Here is a 26,217-nt window from a genome sequence, read left to right as displayed (position 1 = left end):
GCCCCCTCGCCCCGGCCGTTCTCCCCGTTGATCATGAAGTTAGCGGGCGGGTTTGATCTCTAAAACACCCCGTTAACTTCATGATCAACGGGGGTGGAAGTGGAGGGTGAGGGTGGGTGTGGGTTAGGGGGTGGGGCGGGTGAGGAGGGTTAGGGTCAGGCCGGGGTGGGGCCAGGTCTGGGTGGCGGTGAAGCTGGCGCGTAGCGCGTCGCCCTTGGCGCCGGGGACGGCGGCCAGGGGGTCGGGGTGGCGACCGTCCAGCACCAGCCAGACCCGGTCGGTACCGGCCAGGCACTCGGCCGGGCGGTCGCACTCGGTGGCCCAGAGGTCGCCCCGACGGGCCTGCCCCTCGACCAGCAGCACGTCCCGTGGGGTCCGCCCGCCCAGGTGATAGCCGAGACCGAGGTCGAGGAAGAGCCAGCTTTCCCGGGGGGAGTAGACCACCGCGTCGCCGGGGCGCTGGCCGTCCGCGACGGTCCGGGCCACTGCCCGGTAGTCCACCATCGCGCTGCGTGGCCACTCGTGGGTGCGGCGCAGCGCCGCCTGGTCGGGTAGGCCGAGCAGCCCGGCCAGGGCCACCACGACCAGCGCGGCCGGCAACCGCGCCGACGCGAGTGCCACGCCGGCCAGCAGGCAGCCGAAGGGCACCACGAAGACCAGGTAGCGAGGCACCCAGAGGGGTACGACCAGCCCGGCGAGGAAGAGCAACAGCACCGGCAGGAGTACGCAGCTCGCCGGCAGCAGCCCGCGGCGACCGGCCCGGACGGCGCCGAGCGCGGCGAGCCCGACCAGCAGGCCGCCGACCACGCCGCTCTGGGTCACCCCGCCGGCCAGCGTCGCCAGGTCCGAGGGTCGGGCGGCATCCACCCAGTCGAGCTGCCGTGCCCGCTGTCCCTGGGCCACCAGCGCCAGCGGGGTCACCGCCACCGCCACCGGCACCAGGGCGGCCAGCCAGCACCAGACCGTCCGGCCGCCCGGCGGCCCTCGCTCTCCGCCACCGGGCTCCGTCCCGCCGGCTGTGGCGCCGGCTTGGGTATCGTCGGCCGGCGCAGCGTCGTGCCGCGCCGTGCTGTCGTCCGGGCCGCCGGCCGGTGCGGCGTGGTGCCGCGCGGCGCTGCCGTTCGGGGCGCCGGCCGGTGTGGCGTGGTGCTTGGTGGTGCTGCCGTCCGTGGCGCCGGTTGGCGGGCCGCCCGCGCGTGTGGCGTGGTGCCGCACGGTGCTGCCGTCCGGGCCGTTGGCCGGTGTGGCGTGGTGTTTGGTGGTGCTGCTGTCCGAGCCGCCCGCCGGGGTGGTGCGGCGGGTCGCGGTGGCGAGCACGGCGACCGCGTGGGCGGCGATCAGGGTGAGGGCGACCAGGTGGGTCAGCCCGAGGGCGGTGGTGGCCGCGGCGTAGCCCACCCAGCGGCGCCGGCCCGGGTGTCGTAGCGCGTCGACCAGCAGCAGTGTGCTCAGCACGGCGAGTGCGGTCGCCAGGGCGTACGGCCGGGCCTCCTGGCCGTATCGGGAGGTGCCGGGGAGCACCGCGAACAGCAGCCCGGCGAGGGTGCCGACGCGGGCGTCCCACAGTCGCCGGCCGAGTACGGCGGTCAGGCCGGCGGCTGCGGTCGTCGCCAGCGCGGACGGCAGGCGCAGCGCGGTCGCCGAGTCGCCGGCCACCGCCACCCAGGCGTGCATGAGCAGGTAGTAGGGGCCGGTGGCGGCGTCGATGGTGCCGGCCAGCCGGAGCAGGCCGCCCAGCCCTCGGGTGGCGGCGCTCCAGGTTGCCAGCTCGTCGCGCCACGGCTGGGCGCCGTCCAGCCCGACCAGCGTCACCACCAGGGTGAGCCCCGCCGGCACCAGCCACACCGGCAGCGAGCGCAGGCGCATTCCGCTCAGCCGGACTCCCGTGCCGGCGGCTGGAACCGACCTATCGGACAAACCTCCCATGCCGCGAGCCTGCCACACGGTTGCGGTCCGGGTGGCGGCAGCGACCGCCCGTGATGTGGGATCGGGCACGTGCTCATTGGCCGCCTCCTGCGAGGTGTGGCAACATGACGTTCATGACTGCCGCCGTTGTCCGCCGCTTCGTGGCCCGGCGCCACGTCGATTACGGCCGCGTGCGCAGCGCCATCTGTCCGGCTCACTGACGAAGCCCGACCATCCCTGCCTCGGGCACGTAGCGCCGGCCGTACAGAGACATCGCCGTCCACGGCCCCACCGGGAGCCGGCCGCCGCGTCCATGCAGCCCAACCGAGGCACAGCAGACAACGGAGGACGCCGCGATGGCAGTCAGTGAGACCCCGGCCCGCCCCCCACGGGCGCCGCGCCGCCCCCGGGGCGAGGGCCAGTGGGCGCTGGGGTACCGGGAGCCGCTCAACCCCAACGAGCGGAGCAAGAAGGACGACAACCCGCTCAACGTGCGGGAGCGGATCGAGAACATCTACGCGCACCGGGGCTTCGCCTCCATCGACCCGCAGGATCTGCGTGGCCGGTTCCGCTGGTGGGGCCTCTACACCCAGCGGAAGGCGGGCATCGACGGCGGGCGCACCGCCGTGCTGGAGCCGCACGAGCTGGAAGACGAGTTCTTCATGCTGCGGGTACGCGTCGACGGCGGCCAGCTCGACCTGGCGCAGCTGCGTACGATCGCCGAGATCTCCCGGGAGTTCGCCCGGGACACCGCCGACATCACCGATCGGCAGAACATCCAGTACCACTGGATCCGGGTCGAGGACATGCCGGAGATCTGGCGGCGGCTGGAGTCGGTCGGGTTGCAGACCACCGAGGCTTGCGGCGACTGCCCTCGCATCGTGCTGGGCAGCCCGGTGGCCGGGGTGGCCGAGTCGGAGCGGATCGACGCCACGCCCGCGATCGACGAGATCGTCCGGCGGTACGTCGGCGACAAGCAGTATTCGAACCTGCCCCGCAAGTTCAAGTCGTCGATCTCCTGGCTGGTGGACACCCCGTACCAGGCGAACGACATCGCCTTCCTCGGCGTCGACCACCCCGAGCACGGCCCGGGCTTCGACCTGTGGGTCGGCGGCGGGTTGTCCACCAACCCGATGCTGGCCCAGCGGCTCGGCGTCTGGGTGCCGCTGGGCGAGGTGCCGGACGTCTGGGCGGGCGTGGTCGGCATCTTCCGCGACTACGGTTACCGCCGGCTGCGCCACCGCGCCCGGTTGAAGTTCCTGGTCGCCGACTGGGGCGTGACCAAGTTCCGCGAGGTGCTGGAGAAGGAGTACCTCGGCCGGACGCTGCTCGACGGGCCCGCTCCGGAGCTGCCGGACAAGCCGATCGACCACATCGGGGTGCACGCCCAGCGCGACGGCCGCCACTACGTCGGCGCGGCCCCGGTGGTCGGCCGGGTCTCCGGCAGCCAGCTGGCGCAGCTCGCGGACGTGGTCGAGGCGCACGGCAGCGGGCGGGTCCGGCTCACCCCGTACCAGAAGCTGCTGGTGTTGGACGTGCCGCCGGAGCGGACGGAGCCGCTGGTCACGGCGCTGCGCGGGATCGGCCTGGAGGCCCGCCCGTCGGCCTGGCGGCGCGGCACCATGGCCTGCACCGGCCTGGAGTACTGCAAGCTCGCCATCGTGGAGACCAAGGCGCTCGGCGAGGACCTGGTGGCCCGGCTGGAGCAGCGCCTGCGGGACTTCGACGCGGACATCTCCATCCACATCAACGGCTGCCCGAACGCCTGCGCCCGCACCCAGGTCGCCGACATCGGGCTCAAGGGCCAGCTGGTGACCGGCCCGGACGGCCGCCAGGTGGAGGGCTTCCAGGTGCACCTCGGCGGCGGGCTCGGCATGGCCGAGGGGCGCACCGCCGGCTTCGGCCGCAAGTTGCGCGGCCTGAAGACGACCGCCGAGGAGCTTCCCGAGTACGTCGAGCGGCTGGCCCGGCGGTACCTTGCCGGCCGCACCGAGGGTGAGACGTTCGCCAACTGGGTGATCCGCGCCGACGAGGAGGAACTGCGATGAGCGAGACTCGGGCGGCGCCGCTGTACTGCCCGTACTGCGGCGAGGAGGATCTGCGGCCGAGTGAGACCGGGCACGGCGCGTGGGAGTGCCACGCCTGCGCCCGGGTGTTCACGGTCCGGTTCACCGGCCTGCTCTCCCGGGCGGTGAAACGATGAGCGCCCTGGTCTCCGCGGTCGGCCTCGGCCTGGTCGGCGCCGGGGGCCCCGCTCCCGTCGAGCCGACCCGGCGTGACCCGGACGAGCTGCGGGAACTGGCCGAGCGGGCCGGCCGGGAGCTGGAGGGCGCGCCCGCACCGGAGATCGCGCGGTGGGCGGCGGAGACCTTCGGCTCCCGGTTCTGCGTGACCAGCTCGATGGCCGACGGGGTGCTCGCCCACCTGGTCTCCCGGGTGGCGCCGGGGGTGGACGTGGTCTTCCTCGACACCGGCCTGCACTTCCCCGAGACGCTGGCGGTCCGCGACGAGGTGGCCCGCACCCTGCCGGTGAACGTCCGGTCCATCCGGCCGCGCCTCACCGTGGGCCAGCAGGACGGCGAGTACGGGCCCCGGCTGTTCAACAAGTCGCCGGACGAGTGCTGCCAGCTGCGCAAGGTGGAGCCGCTGGAGCGGGCGCTGACCGGCTACGACGCGTGGGCCGCCGGCCTGCGCCGGGACGAGTCGCCGACCCGCGCCAACACGCCGGTGGTGACGTTCGACGCGCGCCGCGGCAGGGTGAAGGTCAACCCGATCGCGGCCTGGACGCAGGCGGACGTGGACGCGTACATCTCCCGGTGGAACGTGCCGGTCAACGAGCTGTTCCGGCGCGGCTACGGCTCGATCGGCTGCTGGCCGTGTACCCGCCGGACCAGGGCGGGCGAGGATCCGCGAGCCGGTCGCTGGGCGATGTTCGAGAAGACCGAGTGCGGGCTGCATCTCTGACCGAACGGGCGGGACCGCCCGGTGGCCTGGTCCGACCCGAGGGGTCGGGGCCGGGCGGAGATCCGGTGCTCCTGGTCGCGCACGGCAGCCGTGACCCGCGAGCGGCCGACGCGACCAGGGCGCTGGCCCGGGCGGTGTCGGCGGCCCGCCCCGGTACGCGGGTGCTGGCGAGCTGGCTCGACCACACCGAGCCCGGCCCGACGGAGGCGCTGCGCGGGCTGGCCGCTGCGGGGCACCCCCGGGCGGTCCTGGTGCCGCTGCTGCTCACCGCCGCGTACCACCGGCGGGTGGACATTCCGGCGGCGGTTGCCGCCGCCCGGGATTCCGGGCCGGCGATGGCGGTACGGGTCACCGATGTGCTCGGCCCGGCCGACGCCGGCGTGGATCCGGCGCTGCTGGCCGGGTTGCGACGGCGGCTGGCCGAGGCGGAGCCGGGCCGGTTCGACGCGGTGGTGCTGGCCGCCGCGGGAACCCGGGACGCCGGGGCACGGGGGTCCGTCGGTCGGGTGGCCGAGGCGCTTGGTGTCGCCCTGCACACCCCGACCCGGATCGCGTACGCCTCGGCGGCCCCACCGGGCGTCGGCGCGGCGGTGGCCCGGCTGCGGGCGCGCGGCGCGCGGCGGGTGGCCGTGGCGGCGTACTTCCTGGCTCCCGGGTTGTTCCACGACGCGGTGGCGGCGGCGGCGCGGGATGCCGGTGCGGTGGCGGTGGCGGCGCCGCTGACGGACGCGCCGGAACTGGTCGACCTGGTACTGCGCCGTGTCGACGCCGATGCCCGCGCCGCCGGCGGGCAGCAGAACGCCCCGGCGGGTTGAGTGCCGGGGCGTGTCGCTTGGTGCGTGTGTGTGATGGGTCAGGCGGTGTGAGCGCGCAGCACCCGGAGGCCGCCGCGACGCTTGACGGCGCGTCGCTCCTCCTCGCTCATCCCGCCCCAGACGCCAGCGTCCTGACCGGACTCCAGTGCCCACTGCAGGCACTGGTCGGTCACGGAGCAGCGCCGGCAGACGGCCTTGGCCTGCTCGACCTGCAGGAGAGCCGGACCGGACGTCCCGATCGGGAAGAACAGCTCCGGGTCCTCGTCGCGGCAGACAGCATGGTGACGCCAGTCCATGGCGGCAACACTCCTCATTCTGGGTGGGTGGCAGATGTTGCTTGTTGGTGCTTTTCCTATATGCATCCGCAATGCCGGTGATGACGGTTCGCGTTCGTCAATTCGGCAGTGCGTGAGCAGGCTGTTGGCCCGGGGACCTGCTGGAACAGCTCAACCTGCCGAGCGCATCCAGGCAATGTCCCGGTAACTCAAGTTTGCTTGTGAATACTTTCACGAACTCACACGATGTCAAGGGTGGCGCTCGGAAAAACTCCGGACGGTGAGCAAGCCCACAACCCATTTGTCCGGGTTGCGGATCACTCCGGCCACCCGTCGTATCACAGTCGAGGATCAATATAGTACAGTCCGCGGAACATTGCTGGCATTTCCGGCATCGGTCCCGGGTGTCGCAGCCGTCGCGCGTGGGGGTCGCGCCGACCAACTCCGCCCGGTGGGTACCGGAGACCTAACAGATTACTCTGAGTGCGGCCGGAACGGAGGTGAATCTGACTTTTTCCCGCTCGCCAAGATAGTCGCCGTCGAGCTGGAATGCCTGCGGACGGCTCGCGACCAGCATGAACTCGGCCACGTCGTGCAGCCGGAGAACCTGACGGCCTCGTGGATCAGGCGTCGGCGAGAAGAACTGCGTGACGGTGCGTGTCGTGCTGGCGACGCCTAGCTGGCGCAGGACCAGCACATCCAGCCCGAGATCGAACGACGCCTCCGGATTCGGGTTGACCTCACGGTCCCCGACGTAGGTCCACGGCGCGGTGTTCTGCACGATGACCGTGGCCAACTCGTCCTCGGTCGCCTCGCCCGGCCGCTCCAACCGGATCGCCGGGTGCCGCCGCTCGTTGCCGAGGAGAAACTGTGCGCTGAAGGCGCGGAAGTAGAGCGAGGAGGAGGAGACCCGCCCGCGGCGGCGCGCCTCCTCGACGCGGCGGATCACCGCCGCGTCGAGCCCGAAGCCGGCGCAGAAGGTGAAGTAACGGTCGTCGGCCCGCCCGAGGCCGATCGTCCGGTGCCGGCCCAGCCGCAGACCTTCCAGGATCATGCTGGCCCCCTCCGGCCACTCCCGGGGCAGGCCCAACGCCCGGGCGAAGACGTTGGTCGAGCCGCCCGGCACGGTGGCCAGGGCCGGCAGCCGCTCGGCGGTCGGCTCGGCGCCGCCGGCGGTGGCCGCGGTCATCAGCCCGTTGACCACCTCGTTGATCGTGCCGTCGCCACCGAGGGTGACCACCGCGTCGACGCCCTCCTCGGCCGCCTCCCGGGCCAGCGTGGTGGCGTGACCGCGCTGGCGGGTGTAGCGCACGGAAAGGTCGACCTCGCTGCGCAGCGCGCGGACCAGCACGTCCCGCGCGCGCTCGCTGGTGGTGGTGGCCTTCGGATTGACCAGCAGGACGGCCCGCATGGGCGGCACTGTACCCCGGAGCGTCACGGGTATCGTGACCGCGTGACCATCGACTCCGACCCGACCCCCGTCACGCTCCGTTGGGCGGTCCGGCTGCTACGGGGCCAGGCGGTCGCCGTCGGGCTGGTCGCCGCCTGGCTGATCGTCGCCGACCTCACCGCCACCGCCACCGACCTGGCGTCGGCGCTGCTGGTCACGGCCTTCGCCGCCGGTGTCGCGGTCGCCCTCTGGTTGCTGGGCGGCGCGCTGGTGCGGCGCCGGGCGGGCGCCCGGGCGCCGGCCATCGTGCTCCAACTCATGCTGCTGCCGATCGGTTGGTTCATGATCCAGGGCGGGCTGGGCTGGCTCGGCGTACCGCTGATCGCGCTCGGCGTCGGCGTCACCTGGTTGCTGGTGAGCCCGCCCACGACCCGGGCCCTCGGCTTCGAGTGAGCTGACCCGCCGGGCCGGTCACCGGCCGAGCTGACCCGCCGGGCCGGTCACCGAGGACGCGCTGACCCTCGGGGGCCGGTCACCAGCCGGCGGCCCGCCGGGTGAGCAGGGAGATGGTCGCCCGGCCGTCGACCGCGACGGCATCCGCCGACGTGGTCAGTGCGGTGAGCACCTTCCACGCGAACGACGACTCCCCTGGAAGTTTGGCGCCCGGCACGGTCGGTACGGTCACCTCGACCGTCAGCGCGTCCTCGGTGACCGAGAAGCGACAGTCGAGTTCGGCCTCCCGCGCGGCGATGGCGAGCAGCATGGCACACGCCTCGTCGACCGCGATGCGCAGATCCTCGATCTCGTCCAGGGCGAACTGGAGGCGGGCCGCGAGGCCGGCGGTGGCGGTCCGGAGAACGCTGAGATATCCACCGTCCGCAGGCACGGTGAGGTGCACGACGTCGTCGTCGGTCGTCGGCTGGCCGCTCAGTTGAGTCACCACTCATCCCCCCGGTCGGGGACTCTACCCGCTGGCGCCGCCGGACGGTCGGCGGCGGTCAGCGCGGCGGTCGGACGGCGCCGGGTGGCCCGGGGCGGACGTGGCCCGACGGGGCGGGGCGGGTCGGCGGTCGACGCGTCCCGGTGAGGACGCGTCGACCGCCGACGCAGGTGCCATTCGCGGGCGATGTCACGCCTGCTTGGTCTCCCAGAAGATCTTCGAGATCTCGTCGATCTTCTGCAGCAGCTCGTCGGCCTTGGCCGGATCGGTGGCCCCCTTGGCGCCGGCGGCGCCGGCCAGCTTGGTGGCCTCGTTGAACAGCTGGTGCAGGTTCGGGTACTTCTCGAAGTGCGGCGGCTTGAAGTAGTCGGTCCAGAGCACCCAGAGGTGGTGCTTGACCAGCTCGGCCCGCTGCTCCTTGATCAGGATGGCCCGGGTGCGGAACTCGGGATCGGTGTTGGCCTGGTACTTCTCGCAGATCATTTTCACCGACTCGGCCTCGATCCGGGCCTGCGCGGGGTCGTAGACACCGCAGGGCAGGTCACAGTGGGCGCTCGCGGTCACGCGGGGCGCAAGGATGCGTGGAAGTCGCATCAGGATCCTCCATGGGAAGTTTGCGATGATCCAAGACGACATTACTCCTGGACGGTGGTCCCCGAGGCCGCTGGAGGTGAAACCCATGCCCGCGCACCGGCTGCGATGGCCGCTGTCGGCCGTACTGGTGACCGGCCCGTCCATGGTGCCGACGCTGCGGCACGGCGACGCGGTGCTGGTGCGCCGGGGTGGTCGCGCGATCCGGACCGGTGACGTGGTGATCGCGGTCTTCCGCAGCCGCCCGGATCTGCTGGTGGTCAAGCGCGCGGTCCGCCCGGTCGACGGCGGGTGGTGGCTGTCCGGGGACAACGGCCTGGTCACGGACGACTCCCGGGCGTACGGCGTGGCCGACGTGCTGGGTCGGGTGGTGGCTCGCTACTGGCCTCGACCCGGTCGGGTGCCGTCCCACCCGTTATGACCCTGCTCACATACTGGACCCACCGGCGTGACTATGCTCGGAAGTGCCCGGGTGACCCCCCGCACCGCGCGCCGCCGCTCGCTCGCCTCACCGTGCGCCCGACCGGCTGGTCCAGCTGCTCGACAGATCCTGGAGTCACCATGCCTGCGTCCACCGTGGATCCTGCTGATCCCGTCTTCCGGCTGCACCGGGGCGGCAAGATGGCCGTCGCCTCGACGGTCCCGCTGAACAATCGGGACGACCTCTCCCTCGCGTACACCCCGGGTGTGGCCCGGGTCTGCGAGGCGATCGCGGCCGACCCGGCCCTCGCCGACGACTACACCTGGGCCTCGCACGCCGTCGCGGTCGTCACCGACGGCTCGGCCGTGCTCGGTCTCGGCAACATCGGCCCGCGCGCCGCGCTGCCGGTGATGGAGGGCAAGGCCGTGCTGTTCAAGCAGTTCGGCGGGATCGACGCGGTGCCGGTCTGCCTCGACACGCAGGACGTCGACGAGATCGTCGCGGTGGTCACCGCACTCGCGCCGTCGTTCGGCGGCATCAACCTGGAGGACATCAGCGCCCCCCGCTGCTTCGAGGTGGAGCGGCGGCTCGACGAGGCGCTGGACATCCCGGTCTTCCACGACGACCAGCACGGCACCGCGATCGTCGTGCTGGCCGCGCTGCGCAACGCCGCGACGCTACTCAACCGCAAGCTCGGTGACCTGCGGGTGGTGGTCAGCGGCGCGGGCGCGGCCGGGGTGGCGGTGACCAGGATGCTGGTGGCCGGCGGAGTGGAACCGGCGCAGGTGGTGGTCTGCGATTCCCGGGGGATCATCTGCGTGCAACGCACCGGGCTGACCGACACCAAGGCCGAACTGGCCGAGTTGACCAATGCCGACGGCCGGCAGGGCGACATCACCGAAGCGCTGCGCGGCGCCGACGTGCTGATCGGGGTCTCCGGCGGGCAGATCCCCGAGTCGGCGGTGGCCGGGATGGCCCCGGGCGGGATCGTGTTCGCGCTGGCCAACCCCACGCCGGAGGTGCATCCGGAGGTGGCCGCCCGGCACGTCGCGGTGGTCGCCACCGGCCGCAGCGACTACCCGAACCAGATCAACAATGTGCTGGCCTTCCCGGGCGTGTTCCGGGGCGCGTTGCAGGCCCGGGCCACGCGGGTCACCGACGCCATGAAGGTCGCGGCGGCGGACGCCATCGCCTCCGTGGTCGCCGAGGCGCTGACCCCCGAGGCCATCGTGCCCTCGCCGCTGGACCCCCGGGTGGCCCCCGCCGTCGCCGAGGCGGTCGCCGAGGCCGCCCGCCGCGACGGCGTCGCCCGCGCCTGAGGGGTAAGGAGGGGCCCCTCCTTACCCCTCAGGTAGCGCAAGGGCCCCTTCTTAACCCGCGCTCAGCTTGTTACGGTGCGGATCATGCGTGCCGCCTTCGCCTCCCGCTTCGACGACGCCGACCCGCTTGCCGCGCTCACCGTCGGTAAGCAGCCCGAGCCGAGCCCGCCCGACGAGGACTGGGTGACCCTGCGCGTCACGGCCAGCTCGCTCAACCACCACGATCTCTGGTCGCTGCGCGGCGTCGGGCTGCGCGCCGCGCAGCTGCCGATGATCCTGGGTTGCGACGCGGTCGGCGTGGACCCGGACGGCAACGAGGTGGTCATCTACCCGGTGGTGGCCACCCCCGGTGATCCGCGCGGCGTGTCCATCCTCTCCGAGCACTTCCCCGGCACGCTGGCCGAGCGGGTGGCCGTACCCCGGTCGAGCCTGCTGCCGCTACCGGCGGGCCTGGCGGCGACCGACGCGGCGTGCCTGCCGACGGCCTGGCTGACCGCGTGGCGGATGCTCACCGCCAAGGGCCGGGTCGACGAGGCCGACGCCGTCCTGGTCCAGGGTGCCGGGGGCGGCGTGGCCACCGCGGCGGTGGTGCTGGCCGCCGCCATGGGCAAGCGGGTGTACGCGACCAGCCGCGACGCCGCCAAGCGGGCCCGGATCGCCGAGCTGGGGGCGACCGCCGTCGAGTCCGGCGCGCGGCTGCCCGAGCGGGTCGACGTGGTGATCGAGACGGTCGGCGCGGCCACCTTCGACCACTCGCTGAAGTCGGCCGCCCCGGGTGCGCGGATCGTGGTCTGCGGCGCGACGGCCGGGCACGAGCCGAAGGTCAACCTGCGTCGGGTCTTCGCCATGCAGCTGGAGATCCTGGGCACCTCGATGGGTACGCCGGACGAGCTGACCGACCTGCTGGCGTTCTGCGCCGAGCGGGGGGTGCGCCCGGTGGTGGACAGCGTGGTGCCGTTCAGCCGGGTCGCCGACGCCTTCGCCCGCCTGCACTCCGGGCAGGTCTTCGGCAAGGTCGTCGTCGACCACACCGCGTGAGCTGGTGTGTCACAAGGGGCGCTTCCGCTACCGGAGGCGTTAGGAAGGGGCCCTTCCTTCGGTCACAGGTGGTTGTCGAGGGTGGCGACGTCGTCGCGGGCGGCCGCGGTGGGGATGCGCTCCTTGGCGTCGGCGTCGCCGTAGAGGGTCCACCGCAGGAACTCGGTGGTGGTGTCGGCGACGACCCGCAGCGCGGCCCCCTCACCGCGCAGCAGGGCCCGGCCGTGGTCACCGTCGGGCAGGCTCAGCATCGCCTTCGGCCAGGGCACCTTGTCGTACACGGCCTTGCCGGCGGCGTACCGCACGACCTCGTCGGCCTCGCCGTGCACGAACAGTTGCGGTGCGGCGGCGCCGGCGAACGCGGTGCCCACCCCGAGGGCGGTGCCGGCGAAGACGATCCCGGCGGCCAGCCGCTCGTCACGACCGGCGGTGAACAGCCCGAGGGTGGTCACGCCGCCCGCCGAGTGCCCGGCGGCGGCCACCCGGTCGGTGGCCAGCCGGCCGCGCAGCGGATCGCCGTCGCGGGCGTCGAGGGCGAGCACCCTGGTCAACGCGTACGACACGTCGGCCGGCTGGTTGAGTACGTCGAGCACGTTGCGGTCGCCCGCGCCCCGTGAGGTGTTCGGAAAGGTCGGCGCGGCCACCACGAAACCGGCGGCGGCCCAGCTGACCAGTAGCGCGTCGTAGTCGTCGGGGCGGCCACCCAGGCCGTGGCTGAACATGACCACCGGGAATCGTCCGGCCGCGGCCGTGGCCTCACGCGCGGGCTTTCCGCCGGCCCGGCCGTCCGCCGGGTACCAGACGGTCACCGGCAGCGGCCGGTCGCCGTCGCGGTTCAGCCGCAGCTGCCGTACGCCGACCGCGAAGGTCTGCTCGGGCGCGCTGCCGGCGGGAATCGCCGGGGCCGACGGAGAGGCCGGTGGCGCGGCGGCGGTGGCCGGCGGATCGGCCCGCTCCGCCGCCTCGCGGTCGGCGGAACACCCCACCAGCCCCCCGCCGAAGAGCACGCTGACGACCACCACGGAAACGACGCGACGCAACATGCCCCCGATTCTGCCTCGCACCCCGGCGGCCCGGGTGCGGGGATCAGGCGGCGGGGCGGGTTTCGAAGGTGGTGACGGTGGGCAGGAGGGCTCGGGTGGGTAGTCGGCGGGCGGCCTCGCGGTCCCCGTAGAGGGTCCAGCGCAGGAAGTCGGTGGTGGCACCGAGCACCTGGGCGAAGCCCGGCCGACCGGGAATCAGGTAGTCGCCGTGTCCCTGCCCCAGCAGACCCAGGAACGCGACCGGCCCGAGCGTACGACGGTAGGCGGCGCGACCGACGCTCACCGGCACCACCGAATCGGCGGTCCCGTGCACGAAGAGCATGGGTGCCGGCCCGGCGAGGCTGCCCGCCATCCCGCCACCGGCGATCACGATGCCGGCCCGCAGCAGCTTCGGATGCCCGGCGGTGAACATGCCGGCCGTGGTGAAGCCGCCCGCCGAGTTGCCGGCCGCCGCCACCCGCTGCACGTCCAGATGGCCGGCGAGCGGGTCGCCGGAGCGGCCGTCGAGCCGGACCAGGTGCCGGATCACCCGCCACCCGTCGGCCGGCTGGTGGCGTACGTCGGCCCGGGAGAACCGGGCCGCGCCGCGCCGGGTGTGCGGGTACGTCGGCGCGGCCACCACGAAGCCGGCGGCGGCCCATCGCGCGGTCAGCCCGGAGTGCAGTTCGGGCAGGCTGGACAGGCCGTGGCTGTAGAGGACCACGGGGAACCGGCCGTCGGCCACCCGGCTGCCCTGCGCCGGGTACCACACGGTGACCGGGAGAGGGCGCTCCGAGGTGGGATCGACGGTGAACGTCCGGACACCCACCGCGTACGGCACCTGCGGCGCCGGCCGGGCCGGCGCCGGCTGTGCGGCCGTGCCGCCGGCCGCCGCGCAGCCGGCCAGCCACGCCATCAGCAACGCCGTGAGCAGCGCCGTCGTCGGCGCGGCGAGCCGCCATCTGATCCCCACGGCCTCACGGTAGGCCCCCCGGTCACCCGCCCGGGTGCGGTTGTCGTGTCGTACGCCACGGCGGGCGCCCGGCGCGTACGGGCGTACGGGGCGGTCCGGCTGGTCCGGTTTCGCTAAGGTTCCCGGCATGGCTGAGAACTACACCGACCCGAGCGGCAACACCGAGGCGTTCCGCGCCTTCGCCAACCCGGATGCCCCGCCGGAGGCGGCGTCGCGTACCGGTCTGATCGTCGCCGTGGCCGTGGCCGCGCTGGTGCTGGTCGCCCTGGCCACCTGGCTCGCCTTCAGCTGAGCAAACCGGGCCGGCTGAGCTGCCCGGTTTGGTGTCAGCTGTCCGCCGTGACCACCGCCCGGGCAGCCCGGGCGATCTCCCGCTCCTCGTCGGTGCCGATGACACAGACGGCTACCTCCGCGCCGTCCGGCGAGATGAGCCGGTCGCCACTGCCCGCGTTGCGGCCCGGGTCGACGGCGATGCCGAGCCGGCCCAGCCCGGCCAGCGCCGCCGCGCGTACCGGTGCGGCGTGCTCGCCGACACCGGCGGTGAAGGTGACCGCGTCCACGTGGCCGAGCAGGGCGTAGTACGCCCCCACGTAACCGGTGATCCGCCGGCAGTAGACGTCGAAGGCGAGCGTTGCCGACTCGTCTCCCGCCTCCCGGCGGGAGAGCAGTTCGCGTACGTCGTTGGCCCCGGTCAGCCCGAGCAGGCCGCTGCGGTGGTTGAGCAGGTCGTCGATCTCGTCGACGCCCAGCCCGCCCTCGCGGCGCAAATGAAACACGATGGTCGGGTCGAGGTCGCCGCTGCGGGTACCCATCACCAGGCCCTCCAGCGGGGACATCCCCATCGAGGTGGCGACGCTGCGCCCACCGGCGACCGCGCACGCGCTGGCCCCGTTGCCCAGGTGCAGGGTGATCGTGTTCACCTCGGCGTACGGTCGGCCCAGCAGCTCCGCCGTCCGCCGGGAGACGTACGCGTGCGAGGTCCCGTGGAAGCCGTACCGCCGGATGCCGTAGCGCTGCGCGACCTCCCGGTCGATCGCGTAGGTGGCGGCGGAATCGGGCAGCGTGTGGTGGAACGCCGTGTCGAAGACGGCGACCTGCGGCACCCCCGGCAGCGCCTCACGGGCCACCGTGATGCCGGCGAGGTTCGCCGGGTTGTGCAGCGGCGCCAGCGGCACCAGCTCGGTGATGGCGGCCAGCACCGCGTCGTCCACCAGCGTCGGCGCGGTGAACCGCCGGCCGCCGTGCACCACCCGGTGACCCACGGCGGCGAGGCCGGTCAGGTCCAGCCCGGCCAGGATCTGCCGGATCGCGCCGGCGTGGTCGGGTGGCCCGCCGCCCGGCTCGCCGATCCGTTCGACGGTGCCTTTGTCGAGGATGTGGTCGCCGTCGTACAGCCGGTACTTGACCGACGACGACCCGCTGTTGAGCACCAGCACCTTGCTCACGGCGCCACCTCACCGAGGGCGGCGGCCTGGATGGCGGTGATCGCCACGGTGTTGACGATGTCCGGCACGGTGGCTCCCCGGGAGAGATCGTTGACCGGCCGGCGCAGGCCCTGCATCACCGGCCCGACGGCCACCGCTCCGGCCGAGCGCTGCACCGCCTTGTACGTGTTGTTGCCGGTGTTCAGGTCGGGGAAGATGAAGACCGTCGCCCGGCCGGCGACCGCACTGCCGGGCAGCTTGGTGGCTGCCACGGCCGGATCGATGGCCGCGTCGTACTGGATCGGGCCCTCGACGGCCAGTTCGGGCCGGCGCTGGCGGACCAGCGCGGTGGCCGCCGCGACCTTCTCCACGTCCGCGCCCGCGCCCGAACTTCCGGTGGAGTACGACAGCATCGCCACCCGGGGCTCGATGCCGAACCGGGCCGCCGTGTCGGCCGAGGAGATCGCGATGTCGGCCAGCTGGGCGGCGTCCGGGTCGCGGTTGACCGCGCAGTCGCCGTAGACCAGCACCCGGTCGGCGAGCAGCATGAAGAAGACGCTGGAGGCGACGGAGACCTCCGGCAGGTTCTTGATGATCTCGAACGCGGGCCGGATGGTCGCCGCGGTGGTGTGGGTGGCGCCGGAGACCATGCCGTCGGCGTGGCCCGCCCACACCATCATGGTGCCGAAGTAGTTCGGCTGCGCCACGATGTCGTGCGCCAGCTCGACGGTGACCCCCCGGTGGGCCCGCATCTTCGCGTACGCCTCGGCGAACTCGTCGCGCCACTGGCTGGTCGCCGGGTCCACCACCCGGGCCGCGCCGATGTCGACGCCCAGTTCCCGGGCGCGCCGGGCGACCTCGTCGGGGCGGCCGAGCAGGGTCAGGTCGGCCACGCCCCGGCGCAGCAGGATCTCCGTGGCGCGCAGGATGCGCCCCTCCGTCCCCTCCGGCAGCACCAGCTGCCGGCGCTGGGCGCGGGCGCGGTCGATGAGGTCGTACTCGAACATCAGCGGGGTGACCCGTGCGGAGCGGCTGACCCGCAGCCGGCTGGCCAGCTCGACGGTGTCGACGTGCGCCTCGAACGCGCCGAGCGCGGCCTCCACCTTGCGCGGGTTGCCGGCGCTGGGCCGGCCCTCGATCCGGCTCGACGCGGCGACCGTGTGGTAGCTGTCGCTGGTCACCGAGAGGACCGCGAGGCGGGCGTTCAACGCCTCCACCAGCCGCATCGCCCTGGGGTCGGGCGGCACGCCGAGGGTGAGCACCAGCCCGGCCAGCGACACCTGCCCGGACACGTGCGCGGCGCTCGTGGCCACCAGCAGGTCGTCCCGGTCACCCGGCATGATCACCAGGGCGCCCTCGGTCAGGTGCTCCAGCAGGGTCGGCACGTGCGCCGCGCCGACCACGTAGTCGAGCACGTCCCGGCCGAGCGCGGTGTCGTCGCCGGTGAGCAGGGTGGCGCCGAGCGCCGCCGCCACCTCGGCCACCGTCGGCGCGGAAACCGTCGGCACCTCCGGGATGGCGTACGCGGGCACCGGCAGGCGGGGCAGCGTCATCGCGCCGGGCACCCGGTTGGCCAGCACGGTGAGCACGGTCGCGCCGAGGTCCGCCAGGTCGTGGTACGCGCCGCGGGCGGCGGCGGCGATCGCCGCTGGCTGCTGCCCGAAGCCGTCGACCACCGGTACCACCACGCTGCCGAACTCCGTGGCCAGCCGGGCGTTGAAGGCCAGTTCGCGTGGACCGGCGGTGTCACCGGCGGCGGCGAAGTCGCTGCCGACCACGACCATCGCCGCGAACCGCCGTTCGACGTCCCGGTAGCGCTCGACGATCCGGGAGATCAGCTCCTCCCGGCGGCCGTCCGCGACCAGGGCGGTCGCCTCGGCGTACGTGGTGCCGTGCAGGTCCGCCACGGGCAGCCCCACCCGGTACCGCTCGCTGAGCAGGGTGAGGATCGGGTCCGGCCGGTCCTGCGCGACCAGCGGACGGAACACGCCGATCCCGCCGACCTGCCGGGACAACAACTCGGCGAGGCCGAGGGCGATGGTCGACTTCCCTCCGCCCGAGCCGACGCTGGTCAGATACACGCTCCGGGCCACGGCACCCACGCTACAAGATCCAGGTTCGTCGCGCCCGGCCCCCGGACCCGCCCGTCCGGGCCGTTGGGCCCGGTACGGTGATCAGTCGTCGTCTTCGTCGTCGAGGCGGGCCAGCCAGGTGGCGAAGCGTTCGATCGGGGTCTCGAACTCGGGGTTCAGGTCGACGAAGTCCCGCAGCCGCTCGCCGAGCCACGCCAGGCCGACCTGCTCGTCGCCGCGCCGCTCGACCAGTTCCTCGATGCCCCGGTCGGTGAAGTACATGCGCCTACTCGCTTCCTCACCGGCGTCCCCGGTGCAGCCGGCCGGCCCCGCCCCACCGGTCGGTGGGACGGGACCGGGATGGATCTCGTCAGGGGCGGGGGAGCGCCGCCTCGATCAGCGCGCGCTGCTCGACCTCGTGCATCTTCGCCGAGCCGACGGCCGGGGCGGCGGCGGCCGGGCGGGAGATCCGGCGCAGCCGGACCCCGTCGAGGTGCTCCAGCAGGTTGAGCGCGACGAACGACCAGGCGCCCTGGTTGGCCGGCTCCTCCTGCACCCAGGCGAAGTCCTCCGCGTTCGGGTACTGCGCGAGCGCGGCGCGGATCTCCTCCACCGGCATCGGGTAGAGCTGCTCCAGCCGGATGATCGCGGTGTCGGTGACGCCGCGCTCCTGCCGGGCCTGGTACAGGTCGTAGTAGACCTTGCCCGAGCAGAGCAGCACCCGCTTGACCTGGTCGGCGGCCGGGGCAGCCTGGTCGGCCAGCACCGGGGCGAAGGTGCCGGTGGTGAAGTCCTCCACCGAGGAGACGCAGAGCTTGTGCCGCAGCAGCGACTTCGGCGTGAACACCACCAGCGGCTTGCGCTTCGGCGAGAGGGCCTGGCGACGCAGCAGGTGGAAGTAGTTCGCCGGGGTGGTCGGGACGGCCACCCGCATGTTGTCCTCCGCGCAGAGCTGGAGGAACCGCTCCGGGCGCCCGGAGGTGTGGTCCGGTCCCTGCCCCTCGTGGCCGTGCGGCAGCAGCAGGGTGATCGCGGAGCGCTGACCCCACTTCACCTCGCCGGAGGAGATGAACTCGTCGATCACCGACTGGGCGCCGTTGACGAAGTCACCGAACTGCGCCTCCCAGCAGACCAGCGCGTCGAGGTTCTCCACCGAGTAGCCGTACTCGAAGCCCATCGCCGCGTACTCCGACAGCAGCGAGTCGTGCACGAAGAACCGGGACCGCTCGCCGTCGCCGGTCAGCGACTGCAACGGCAGGTAGTCGTCGCCGGTCTCCGCGTCGACCACCGAGGCGTGCCGCTGCACGAAGGTGCCGCGCCGCGAGTCCTGCCCGGCGAGGCGGACGGTGACCCCGTCGTGCAGCAGCGCGCCGAAGGCGATGATCTCGCCGAAGCCCCAGTCGATGGTGCCCTCGACGGCCATCCGGGCCCGCCGGTCGAGCAGCTGCTGGATCCGCTTGTGCGGGGTGAAGCCCTCGGGCAGGTTGACGTGTGCCTCGCCGATGGCCTTGACGACCGAGGCCTCGGTCGCCGTCTCCACCTGCGGCTCCGGCTCGTCCTGGCGGGACGGCCGGCTCAGCTGGCGGGGCGTGCTGGCCGCGTCGCGGGTGGCCTTGAAGACCCGTTCCAGCTGGGCCTGGTAGTCGCGCAGCAGCTCCTCGGCGTCCTCCACGGTGATGTCGCCCCGCCCGATCAGCTCCTCGGTGTAGAGCTTGCGGACCGAGCGCTTCGAATCGATGATCCGGTACATCTGGGGGTTGGACATCGACGGGTCGTCGCCCTCGTTGTGCCCGCGCCGCCGGTAGCAGACCAGGTCGATCACGACGTCCTTGTTGAACGCCTGGCGGTACTCGAAGGCCAGCCGGGCGACCCGGACCACGGCCTCCGGGTCGTCGCCGTTGACGTGGAAGATCGGGGCCTGGATCATCCGGGCCACGTCGGTGCTGTAGAGGCTGGACCGGGAGTACTCCGGTGCGGTGGTGAAGCCGACCTGGTTGTTGACCACCACGTGCACCGTCCCGCCGGTGCGGTAGCCGCGCAGCTGGGAGAGGTTCAGCGTCTCGGCGACCACGCCCTGACCGGCGAAGGCCGCGTCGCCGTGCACCGCCAGCGGCAGCACGGTGTAGCCCTCCAGCTTGAGGTCGATGCGGTCCTGCTTGGCCCGCACGATGCCCTCCAGCACCGGGTCGACGGCCTCCAGGTGGGACGGGTTCGCCACCACCGAGACCTTGACCGCGTGGTCGCCGTCGGGGGTGGTGAACTTGCCGTTCTGGCCGAGGTGGTACTTCACGTCGCCCGAGCCCTGGGTGGAACGCGGGTCCAGGTGCCCCTCGAACTCCGAGAAGATCTTCTCGTACGGCTTGCCGACGATGTTGGCCAGCACGTTGAGCCGGCCCCGGTGGGCCATGCCGATGACGACCTCGTCCAGCCCGCCCTCGGCGGAGGCTTCCAGCACCTCACCGAGCAGCGGGATCAGCGACTCGCCGCCCTCCAGCGAGAAGCGCTTCTGGCCGACGTACTTGGTCTGCAGGAAGGTTTCGAACGCCTCGGCCGCGTTGAGCCGGTTGAGCACGTGCTTCTGCTCGCCGGCCGGCGGCTTCTCGTACTTGCGCTCGACCCGCTCCTGGATCCAGCGCCGCTCCTCCGGGTCCTGGATGTGCATGTACTCGATGCCGACCCGCCGGCAGTACGAGTCGCGTAGCACGCCGAGGATGTCGCGCAGCTTCATCCGCTGCCGGCCGGCGAAGCCGTTGACCGGGAAGGTGCGGTCCAGGTCCCACAGGGTCAGCCCGTGCTGGAGGACGTCCAGGTCCGGGTGTTTGCGGATCTTGAACTCCAGCGGGTCGGTGTCGGCCATCAGGTGGCCCCGGACCCGGTAGGCGTGGATCAGCTCGTGCACCCGCGCGGTCTTGTTGATCTGACCCTCGCTGTCGACCGCGACATCGCGCATCCAGCGCACCGGCTCGTACGGGATGCGCAGCGCGGTGAAGATCTGGTCGTAGAAGCCGTGCTCGCCGAGCATCAGCTCGTGCATGGCCTTGAGGAACTCACCGGACTGCGCGCCCTGGATGATCCGGTGGTCGTACGTGCTGGTCAGGGTGATGACCTTGCTGACCGCCAGTTCGGCCAGGGTGGCCTCGCTCATGCCCTGGTACGGCGCCGGATACTCCATGGCGCCGACCCCGATGATCGCGCTCTGGCCCTGCATGAGCCGCGGCATGGAGTGCACCGTGCCGATGCCGCCGGGGTTGGTCAGCGAGATCGTGGTGCCGGCGTAGTCCTCCATGGTCAGCTCGTTGCGGCGGGCCCGCCGGACGACGTCCTCGTACGCCTGCCAGAACTGCCGGAAGTCCATCTTCTCGCAGCCCTTGATGGAGGGGACCACCAGGTTGCGGCTGCCGTCGGGCTTGGTCAGGTCGATGGCGATGCCGAGGTTGACGTGCTCCGGGCGGACCATCGCCGGCTTGCCGTCGACCTCGGCGAAGGAGTTGTTCATCTCGGGGTGCGCGACCAGGGCCCGCACCAGGGCGTAGCCGACCAGGTGGGTGAAGCTGACCTTGCCACCGCGACCCCGGGCGAGGTGGTTGTTGATCACGATGCGGTTGTCGACCAGGAGCTTGGCCGGCACGGCGCGGACGCTGGTCGCGGTCGGCACGGCCAGCGAGGCGCCCATGTTCTGGACGATCCGGGCGGCGACCCCGCGCAGCGGCGTGGTCTGCGGCCCGGTGGCGGTCGGCGCGGTCTGGGTGGTCTGGCTCTTCGCCGGCTCGGCCTTGGCGGCGGCCGGCTCGCTCTTCGTGGCGGTGGGCTCGGCCTTGGCGGCAGGCTTGGCCTTGGCCTTGGCCGGTGCCGGGCGGCGTTCGCCCTTGCCTGCCGGCTCGCTCTTGCCTGCCGGCTCGGCCTTGGTGGCCGGTTCGCTCTGGGCGGCGGGCGCGCTCTTCGCCGCCGGCTCGGCCTTGGCCGGGGTGGCGTCCTTCGATTCGGTGTCGGCGGTGGTGGCCGGCCGGCCGTCACCGTTGCCGGCGCGGCCGGTGCTCTGGCCGGGTCGGTAGTCGGCGAAGAAGTCGTGCCAGGCCGGGTCGACGCTGGTGGGGTCGGCGAGGTAGCGCTGGTACATCTCCTCGACGATCCACTCGTTCGGGCCGAAACCCGCCAGTGGGTTCTCCTGCGAAGTCTGCTGGGTCGACACGGCCGGTAATCGCCTCTTTCACGCGGGTGTGGTGTGTCACGCGGCGCCCGGTGACGCCGGGACGGGCGCACAGGACGGTTCCCAGGCTACGCGGTACGGATCCTCGGGGCATTTCCGTACCCGACGCGTGGTCGGATTCACAGAAGATGACAGAAGTTCGGTAAGCGCTGCGTATCCCCTTGATCGCTGCTATGGCCGACCGGCCCGGATCGGCGCCGGGCCCGGCCGGCGACGGCGGCCCCGACGGGCCCGGCCCGCCGGTCGTCGACCGGTGAACCGGGCCCGTCAAGGCGTGGCGCCGACCTGTGGTCAGCCGACCTGCGGTCAGGAGATGTCGCGGCGCCGGGTGATCAGGATGCCGACCACGCCGCTGACCACGGCGTAGGCCACCAGCACCAGCGCGCCGACCCACCAGGCGGGCAGCATCTCGTTCTCCCCCGGAGTGATCATGATCTGGGACGCGGCGGCCGGCCAGATCACCTGCCACTTGATCACTGCCATGTTGTCCAGCACGTTCGCCAGCAGCAGGAAGAGCAGGCCCACCACCTGCGTACCGATCAGGTAGAGCACGGAGGCGGTGATCACCGCGCCCAGCTGGTTGGTGATCAACGTGCCGATGCCCACGCCGAGCACCGTCCAGATGGCGTACGCCATCAGGTTGAGCAGCAGCGCCCGCTGGACCTCCCACTCGCCGAGCTGGGTGCCGTAGTCGTTCAGCGCCAGGAACGTCGCACCGGCGGCGAGGTCGATCAGCGTGGTGACCAGCCAGAACGCGAAGCCCAGCAGGCTGGCCGCGATGAGCTTGCTGACGATCACCGAGGTGCGCCGCGGGGTGGCCAGGAACGTCGTGGTCGCCGTCTGGTGGAAGAACTCGTTGGTGACCATGAGGATGCCGATGAGCATCACGAACATCAGGCCGAGGTACTGCCCGGAGGTGTAGAGGTTGGCCGCCTGCGCCGGCGCGGAGGCAGCGTCGCCGGTGACGCCGAACTCCTCCCCGCCGCCGCTGAGCGTCTCGGTGGCCAGCCAGGCGTTGAAGGCGAAGGCCAGGGCGATCGACAGGAACGCACCGATGGCCAGCCACCACCAGGTGCTGGTCGTACGGATCTTCAGCAGTTCGGAGCGGACGAGGTTGCTCATCGGATGCCCGCCTTTCCGGCCGTCAGCTCCAGGAACACGCGTTCGAGGTCGGGTCGTTCAGTGGTCAGCTCGTGCAGTTCCACCCCGGCGGTCAGCGCCGCCCGGCCGACCGTCGGGGCGTCCACCCCGGCGATCAGGAGGGCGCCCTGCCCGTCGTCCTCCACCGTGGCCGGCCCGTCGGCCAGCGCGGCCGTCAGCGCGTCGGCCTGCGGGGTGCGGACCCGGACGCGTACGCCCTGCGCCATCGATCCGATCACCTGGTCGACCGGGCCCTGCCGGACCAGCTGCCCGGCCGCGATGATCACCACGTCGTCGGCCAGCAGCTGCATCTCCGAGAGCAGGTGGCTGGAGACCAGCACGGTGCGCCCCTCGGCGGCCAGTCCCTTGAGGAACCCGCGCATCCAGCGGATGCCCTCCGGGTCCAGCCCGTTGGCCGGCTCGTCGAGGATGAGCACCCGCGGGTCGCCGAGCATCGCGGCGGCGATACCGAGCCGCTGCTTCATGCCCAGCGAGTAGCCCTTGAACTTGCGCTTGGCCGCCGGGGTCAGCCCGACCAGGGCCAGTGCCTCGTCGGCCCGCTGCCGGGGCAGCCCGGCGGCCGCGCAGATCACCCGCAGGTGACTGATGCCGGTACGGCCCTTGTGTGCGCTGGACGCCTCCAGTACCGCGCCCACATGTCGCAGCGGGTCGGCCAGGTCGGGATACCGGTGGCCACCGATGGTCGCCGTTCCGGCGGTCGGGGTGACCAGGTTCAGCAGCATGCGCAGCGTGGTGGTCTTACCCGCGCCGTTCGGGCCGAGGAAGCCGGTGACCCGACCCGGTGCGATCGTGAACGACAGGTCACTCACCGCGAGCACGTTGCGGTACTGCTTGGTCAGGCCGGAAACCACGATCTGGGCGTCGCTGTTGGGGCTTGGCTGCCCGTCGGTCATCGTTCTCCTCCCGTGTTGGCGCCGGAATGCGCCGTGGCACAGCGTGACGTTACTGGTCAAACAATTCAATCGGGCTCGCTCTGTAGATCGTGATCCGTCTCAGGCAGGAGCCGTCTCCTCCCCAGGTACGAGCCGATCGACGCCCGTGCCTACACGGCGATCCAGGTGGCCCGGGCGTGGCCGAGCAGGTTGCCGTCCGGGGCGTACAGGCTGGTGCGCACGAGCGCCTTGCGGCCCTCGGTGCCGATCGCCGCCCCGGTGACCACGCACTCGTCGCCCGGGCGGGGCAGCGCCTCGACCCGGGCCGTGATCCGGCCGAGCACGTACGGCCGGCCGGCGCCGATCACCGCCCAGCCGCCCGGGCAGTCCAGGGCGGCCCAGACCGTGGCGGGGGTGACCCCCTGCGGCGTCCGCACCGGCGCGGCCGTCCGGCCGTCCGGCAGCGGCCCCGGGAAGATCCGCAGGCCGTCGGCGCGATCCGGGCCGCAGACATAGCAGCCGGGAAACGGGTGGTCGATCAGCCCGGGGTACGCCGCCGAGGCGGACCGGGCGGTCGCCAGGTCGACCGGCGGCACCACCTCGTTGTCCCACTCCTGCGCCGGGCGCAGCTGCGCGACCACCTCGCCGGCCGGATCGTGTACCTCCCCGGCCACCAGCGTCAGCGGGGTGTCCAGCGGCGGCGGTCGCCGCAGGGTCACCTCGACCGGAGCGTCCGCGCCGTACGCGGCGGCGAAGACACCGGCGCTCCACCCGCCGTTGCCCGAGCCGGACGGTCCGTTGAAGCGCGCCTCGATGATCATCCGGGTTCCCTCCGCCGCGCCCGCCGGCCTCGTCGCCGGGGACGCCGGCAGCCTCGCACGGTCGCCGCCCGCGCCTTTCCGGCGGGGGTCGGCCACGGGTCGCCGACCGGCGTTCACCGGATCGACACCGCTGGTCACCGGGGCTGGCAACCCACCGGGGGCTACACAGGGAGCATGGCCGTTCTGCCCGCCGCGGACGTAGCACTGACGACCAGCGGCTACACCCTCTCCATCGCCGACGACCCGCGTCAGGTCGAGGCTGCGCAGCGCCTGCGTCATCAGGTGTTCGCCGACGAACTGGGCGCCACCGTGTCCCCGGACGCGGCCGGCCTCGACCGTGACGCCTTCGACCCGTACTGCGACCACCTGGTGGTGCGCCAGGAGCGCACCGGCGAGGTGGTCGGGACGTACCGGCTGCTCCCGCCGGGGCGGACCAGCCGCCGCTACGCCGAGAGCGAGTTCGACCTGACCGCGCTCGATCCACTGCGTACGCAGCTGGTCGAGGCGGGTCGGTCCTGCGTACACCCCGACCACCGCACCGGTGCGGTGATCAACCTGATGTGGGCCGGTATCGCCCGCTACCTGCACCTGCGAGGGCTGCGCTGGCTCGGTGGATGCGCCTCCGTGCCGGTGGCCGACGGTGGCCTCGCCGCCGCCGAGGTCTGGGCCCAGGCACGGGCGAAGCACCTGTCGCCGCCGCCGCTGCGGGTGCGCCCACTGCGGCCCTGGTTCGCCGAGCCCGGCGTCCCCACCGAGACCGTCGCGGGGTCGGCGAAGCTGGTTCCGCCGCTGCTGCGCGGGTACCTCCGCCTCGGCGCCTGGGTCTGCGGCGAGCCGACGTACGACCCCGACTTCGGCGTGGCCGACTACTACGTGCTGCTCTCCATGGACCGGATCAACCCCCGCTACCTGCGACACTTCCTCGGCGGCCAGCCGTGACCACGCTGGCGCACCCGCTCTGGCGGCCGAGTTCCGGCTGCGGCCCCGGCTGCCTGCCCCGCCCCGGCGAGGCCCCGGTGGTGCCGGCGGTCCGGCAACTGGGCCGCGCCGCCGGCCTGCTCGGCATGCTCGGGCTCGGGATCGGGCTGGCGGCGCTGCTCCCGGTGCTGCCCGCCCGGGAGCGGCAGGTGGCGCTGCGCGGCTGGGCGCGGGCCACGGCGCGGGCCTGCGGCGTACGCCTGGAGGTGCGCGGTCGGCTGCCCCGGCGGCGCGCCCTGCTGGTCGCCAACCACGTCTCCTGGTGGGACATCCTGGCGGTGCTGGCGGTGGCACCGGCCCGGCTGGTGGCCAAGCACGAGGTGGGCCGGTGGCCGCTGGTCGGGCTGCTCGCCCGCGCGGCCGGCACCGTCTTCGTGGACCGTTCCCGCCCCCGCGAGCTGCCCGCGACGGTGGGCCGGGTCGCCGAGGCGCTGCGGGCCGGCCGGTCGGTCGCGGTGTTCCCGGAGGGGACCACCTGGTGCGGTGCGGGGGCCTCCTGCCGTCCGCCCACCGGGTTCCGGCCGGCGATGTTCCAGGCCGCGATCGACACCGGAGCCCCCGTTGTGCCGCTGCGGATCGGCTACCGGTGCGGGGTGACCGGCGACACCACCACCGCCCCGGCCTTCGTCGGCGACGAGACCCTGCTGCGCTCGGTACGGCGGATGCTCGCCGTCCCGGAGTTGACGGTCAGCATCGACATCGCCGCGCCGCTGCACCCGGGCCGCTCCGCCGACCGGCGGTCGCTGGCCCGGGTGGCCGAGTCGGCGGTCCATCTCGTACCGTCGTCGCCGGTGGAGAAGGCGGTGCCGGCGGTCGGGGAGGTGGCGCCGGAAGGGCCGGTGCGGGTGCCGGCGCGGGTCGGGGTCAGACCGGTCGTGCGTCCCGTCCCGTCCGGGCCGGGAGCCGGGCCGTCGCGGGCCGGTACGGGCGCCGACGCCCCGAGCACGCCCGCCGAGACGCCGGACCGGGGACTGCCGCTGGCGGCCTGATCCGCGCACCCGGGATGCACACAGGGTTTTTTCAGGACAC

Annotated in this window: 24 protein-coding genes and 1 pseudogene; 11 read left to right on the top strand and 14 right to left on the bottom strand. The window is 72.9% G+C overall.

All coding sequences use genetic code 11. The features are described from left to right. Positions 1–225 precede the first annotated feature (225 nt). Positions 226–1,866 (bottom strand): annotated as a pseudogene (locus tag O7615_RS07835) (glycosyltransferase family 39 protein); the annotation flags it as partial. A 395-nt stretch (positions 1,867–2,261) separates the two neighbouring features. On the opposite strand from O7615_RS07835, the gene O7615_RS07830 reads away from it, so the two are divergent. Genes O7615_RS07830 through O7615_RS07815 form a run of 4 tightly spaced genes read left to right on the top strand, consistent with a single transcriptional unit; the run spans position 2,262 to position 5,684 of the window. After that, the gene (locus O7615_RS07830; RefSeq protein WP_278176689.1) at positions 2,262–3,953 is read left to right on the top strand and encodes a nitrite/sulfite reductase; all 1,692 of its coding nucleotides are present in this window, start codon (positions 2,262–2,264) and stop codon (positions 3,951–3,953) included. Next, positions 3,950–4,108 (top strand): hypothetical protein, encoded by a 159-nt coding sequence (locus O7615_RS07825; RefSeq protein ID WP_278176688.1) that lies wholly within the window; start codon positions 3,950–3,952, stop codon positions 4,106–4,108. The genes O7615_RS07830 and O7615_RS07825 overlap by 4 nt, the downstream gene beginning before the upstream one ends. After that, on the top strand, positions 4,105–4,869 hold the full coding sequence (locus O7615_RS07820; RefSeq protein ID WP_278176687.1) for a phosphoadenylyl-sulfate reductase: 765 nt from the start codon (positions 4,105–4,107) through the stop codon (positions 4,867–4,869). The genes O7615_RS07825 and O7615_RS07820 overlap by 4 nt, the downstream gene beginning before the upstream one ends. A gap of 26 nt (positions 4,870–4,895) precedes the next feature. Continuing rightward, entirely contained in the window at positions 4,896–5,684 is a 789-nt protein-coding gene (locus tag O7615_RS07815) for a CbiX/SirB N-terminal domain-containing protein (protein WP_278182010.1), read from the top strand. Positions 5,685–5,722: 38 nt separating this feature from the next. Here the strand turns inward: O7615_RS07815 and O7615_RS07810 are convergent, their stop codons facing one another. Next, positions 5,723–5,980 carry a WhiB family transcriptional regulator gene (locus tag O7615_RS07810; protein ID WP_130404257.1) on the bottom strand — a complete coding sequence of 86 codons (258 nt, stop codon included), beginning with the start codon at positions 5,978–5,980 and terminating at the stop codon, positions 5,723–5,725. A 445-nt stretch (positions 5,981–6,425) separates the two neighbouring features. Next, on the bottom strand, positions 6,426–7,370 hold the full coding sequence (locus tag O7615_RS07805; protein ID WP_278176686.1) for a diacylglycerol kinase family protein: 945 nt from the start codon (positions 7,368–7,370) through the stop codon (positions 6,426–6,428). Between the two features lie 42 nt (positions 7,371–7,412). Here O7615_RS07805 and O7615_RS07800 point away from each other — a divergent pair, with 42 nt between their 5' ends. Beyond that, entirely contained in the window at positions 7,413–7,802 is a 390-nt protein-coding gene (locus tag O7615_RS07800; RefSeq protein ID WP_278176685.1) for a hypothetical protein, read from the top strand. Between the two features lie 79 nt (positions 7,803–7,881). Here the strand turns inward: O7615_RS07800 and O7615_RS07795 are convergent, their stop codons facing one another. Next, complete coding sequence (locus O7615_RS07795) at positions 7,882–8,289, bottom strand: ATP-binding protein (protein ID WP_278176684.1); 408 nt, start codon at positions 8,287–8,289, stop codon at positions 7,882–7,884. 189 nt (positions 8,290–8,478) lie between these two features. Next, positions 8,479–8,883 carry a superoxide dismutase, Ni gene (gene sodN / locus O7615_RS07790; RefSeq protein ID WP_278176683.1) on the bottom strand — a complete coding sequence of 135 codons (405 nt, stop codon included), beginning with the start codon at positions 8,881–8,883 and terminating at the stop codon, positions 8,479–8,481. 85 nt (positions 8,884–8,968) lie between these two features. Between sodN and O7615_RS07785 the strand changes: the two genes are divergently transcribed. The 3 genes from O7615_RS07785 (at position 8,969) to O7615_RS07775 (ending at position 11,658) form a co-directional block, all read left to right on the top strand. After that, a complete protein-coding gene (locus tag O7615_RS07785) occupies positions 8,969–9,301 on the top strand; it encodes a S24/S26 family peptidase (RefSeq protein WP_278176682.1) in 333 nt (110 codons plus the stop codon). Positions 9,302–9,441: 140 nt separating this feature from the next. Next, positions 9,442–10,620, top strand: a complete 1,179-nt coding sequence (locus tag O7615_RS07780; protein WP_278176681.1) for an NADP-dependent malic enzyme — start codon at positions 9,442–9,444, stop codon at positions 10,618–10,620. A 75-nt stretch (positions 10,621–10,695) separates the two neighbouring features. After that, a complete protein-coding gene (locus tag O7615_RS07775) occupies positions 10,696–11,658 on the top strand; it encodes a zinc-binding dehydrogenase (RefSeq protein WP_278176680.1) in 963 nt (320 codons plus the stop codon). Between the two features lie 62 nt (positions 11,659–11,720). On the opposite strand, the gene O7615_RS07770 is transcribed toward O7615_RS07775, so the two are convergent. Both O7615_RS07770 and O7615_RS07765 read right to left on the bottom strand, forming a co-directional pair. Next, positions 11,721–12,701: a chlorophyllase gene (locus O7615_RS07770; RefSeq protein ID WP_278176679.1), complete on the bottom strand. Its 981-nt coding sequence runs from the start codon at positions 12,699–12,701 to the stop codon at positions 11,721–11,723. Positions 12,702–12,744: 43 nt separating this feature from the next. Then, positions 12,745–13,653: an alpha/beta hydrolase gene (locus O7615_RS07765; protein ID WP_347405077.1), complete on the bottom strand. Its 909-nt coding sequence runs from the start codon at positions 13,651–13,653 to the stop codon at positions 12,745–12,747. A 127-nt stretch (positions 13,654–13,780) separates the two neighbouring features. On the opposite strand from O7615_RS07765, the gene O7615_RS07760 reads away from it, so the two are divergent. After that, on the top strand, positions 13,781–13,945 hold the full coding sequence (locus O7615_RS07760; protein ID WP_278176678.1) for a hypothetical protein: 165 nt from the start codon (positions 13,781–13,783) through the stop codon (positions 13,943–13,945). A 34-nt stretch (positions 13,946–13,979) separates the two neighbouring features. Here the strand turns inward: O7615_RS07760 and O7615_RS07755 are convergent, their stop codons facing one another. The 7 genes from O7615_RS07755 to O7615_RS07725 form a co-directional block, all read right to left on the bottom strand. After that, positions 13,980–15,098 (bottom strand): acetate kinase, encoded by a 1,119-nt coding sequence (locus O7615_RS07755; RefSeq protein ID WP_278176676.1) that lies wholly within the window; start codon positions 15,096–15,098, stop codon positions 13,980–13,982. Beyond that, on the bottom strand, positions 15,095–17,179 hold the full coding sequence (pta, locus tag O7615_RS07750) for a phosphate acetyltransferase (protein ID WP_278176675.1): 2,085 nt from the start codon (positions 17,177–17,179) through the stop codon (positions 15,095–15,097). The genes O7615_RS07755 and pta overlap by 4 nt, the downstream gene beginning before the upstream one ends. A gap of 72 nt (positions 17,180–17,251) precedes the next feature. Next, positions 17,252–17,431 (bottom strand): DUF6104 family protein, encoded by a 180-nt coding sequence (locus O7615_RS07745; RefSeq protein WP_278176674.1) that lies wholly within the window; start codon positions 17,429–17,431, stop codon positions 17,252–17,254. A gap of 88 nt (positions 17,432–17,519) precedes the next feature. Continuing rightward, positions 17,520–21,338, bottom strand: a complete 3,819-nt coding sequence (locus O7615_RS07740; protein WP_278176673.1) for a multifunctional oxoglutarate decarboxylase/oxoglutarate dehydrogenase thiamine pyrophosphate-binding subunit/dihydrolipoyllysine-residue succinyltransferase subunit — start codon at positions 21,336–21,338, stop codon at positions 17,520–17,522. Positions 21,339–21,662: 324 nt separating this feature from the next. Beyond that, on the bottom strand, positions 21,663–22,478 hold the full coding sequence (locus O7615_RS07735) for an ABC transporter permease (protein ID WP_278176672.1): 816 nt from the start codon (positions 22,476–22,478) through the stop codon (positions 21,663–21,665). Continuing rightward, complete coding sequence (locus O7615_RS07730; protein ID WP_278176671.1) at positions 22,475–23,410, bottom strand: ATP-binding cassette domain-containing protein; 936 nt, start codon at positions 23,408–23,410, stop codon at positions 22,475–22,477. Before O7615_RS07730 ends, O7615_RS07735 begins: the two co-directional genes overlap by 4 nt. Positions 23,411–23,559: 149 nt before the next feature. Beyond that, positions 23,560–24,210, bottom strand: coding sequence for a hypothetical protein (locus tag O7615_RS07725; protein WP_278176670.1), 651 nt, complete (start codon positions 24,208–24,210; stop codon positions 23,560–23,562). Positions 24,211–24,384: 174 nt separating this feature from the next. Here O7615_RS07725 and O7615_RS07720 point away from each other — a divergent pair, with 174 nt between their 5' ends. Further along, the gene (locus tag O7615_RS07720) at positions 24,385–25,149 is read left to right on the top strand and encodes a GNAT family N-acyltransferase (RefSeq protein WP_278176669.1); all 765 of its coding nucleotides are present in this window, start codon (positions 24,385–24,387) and stop codon (positions 25,147–25,149) included. After that, positions 25,146–26,177, top strand: a complete 1,032-nt coding sequence (locus O7615_RS07715; RefSeq protein ID WP_278176668.1) for a lysophospholipid acyltransferase family protein — start codon at positions 25,146–25,148, stop codon at positions 26,175–26,177. Before O7615_RS07720 ends, O7615_RS07715 begins: the two co-directional genes overlap by 4 nt. The last annotated feature ends 40 nt before the right edge of the window (positions 26,178–26,217 follow it).

This window comes from Micromonospora sp. WMMD1082, assembly GCF_029626175.1.
Taxonomy (GTDB): Bacteria; Actinomycetota; Actinomycetes; order Mycobacteriales; family Micromonosporaceae; genus Micromonospora.
This window is presented reverse-complemented; position numbering and strand designations above follow the sequence as displayed.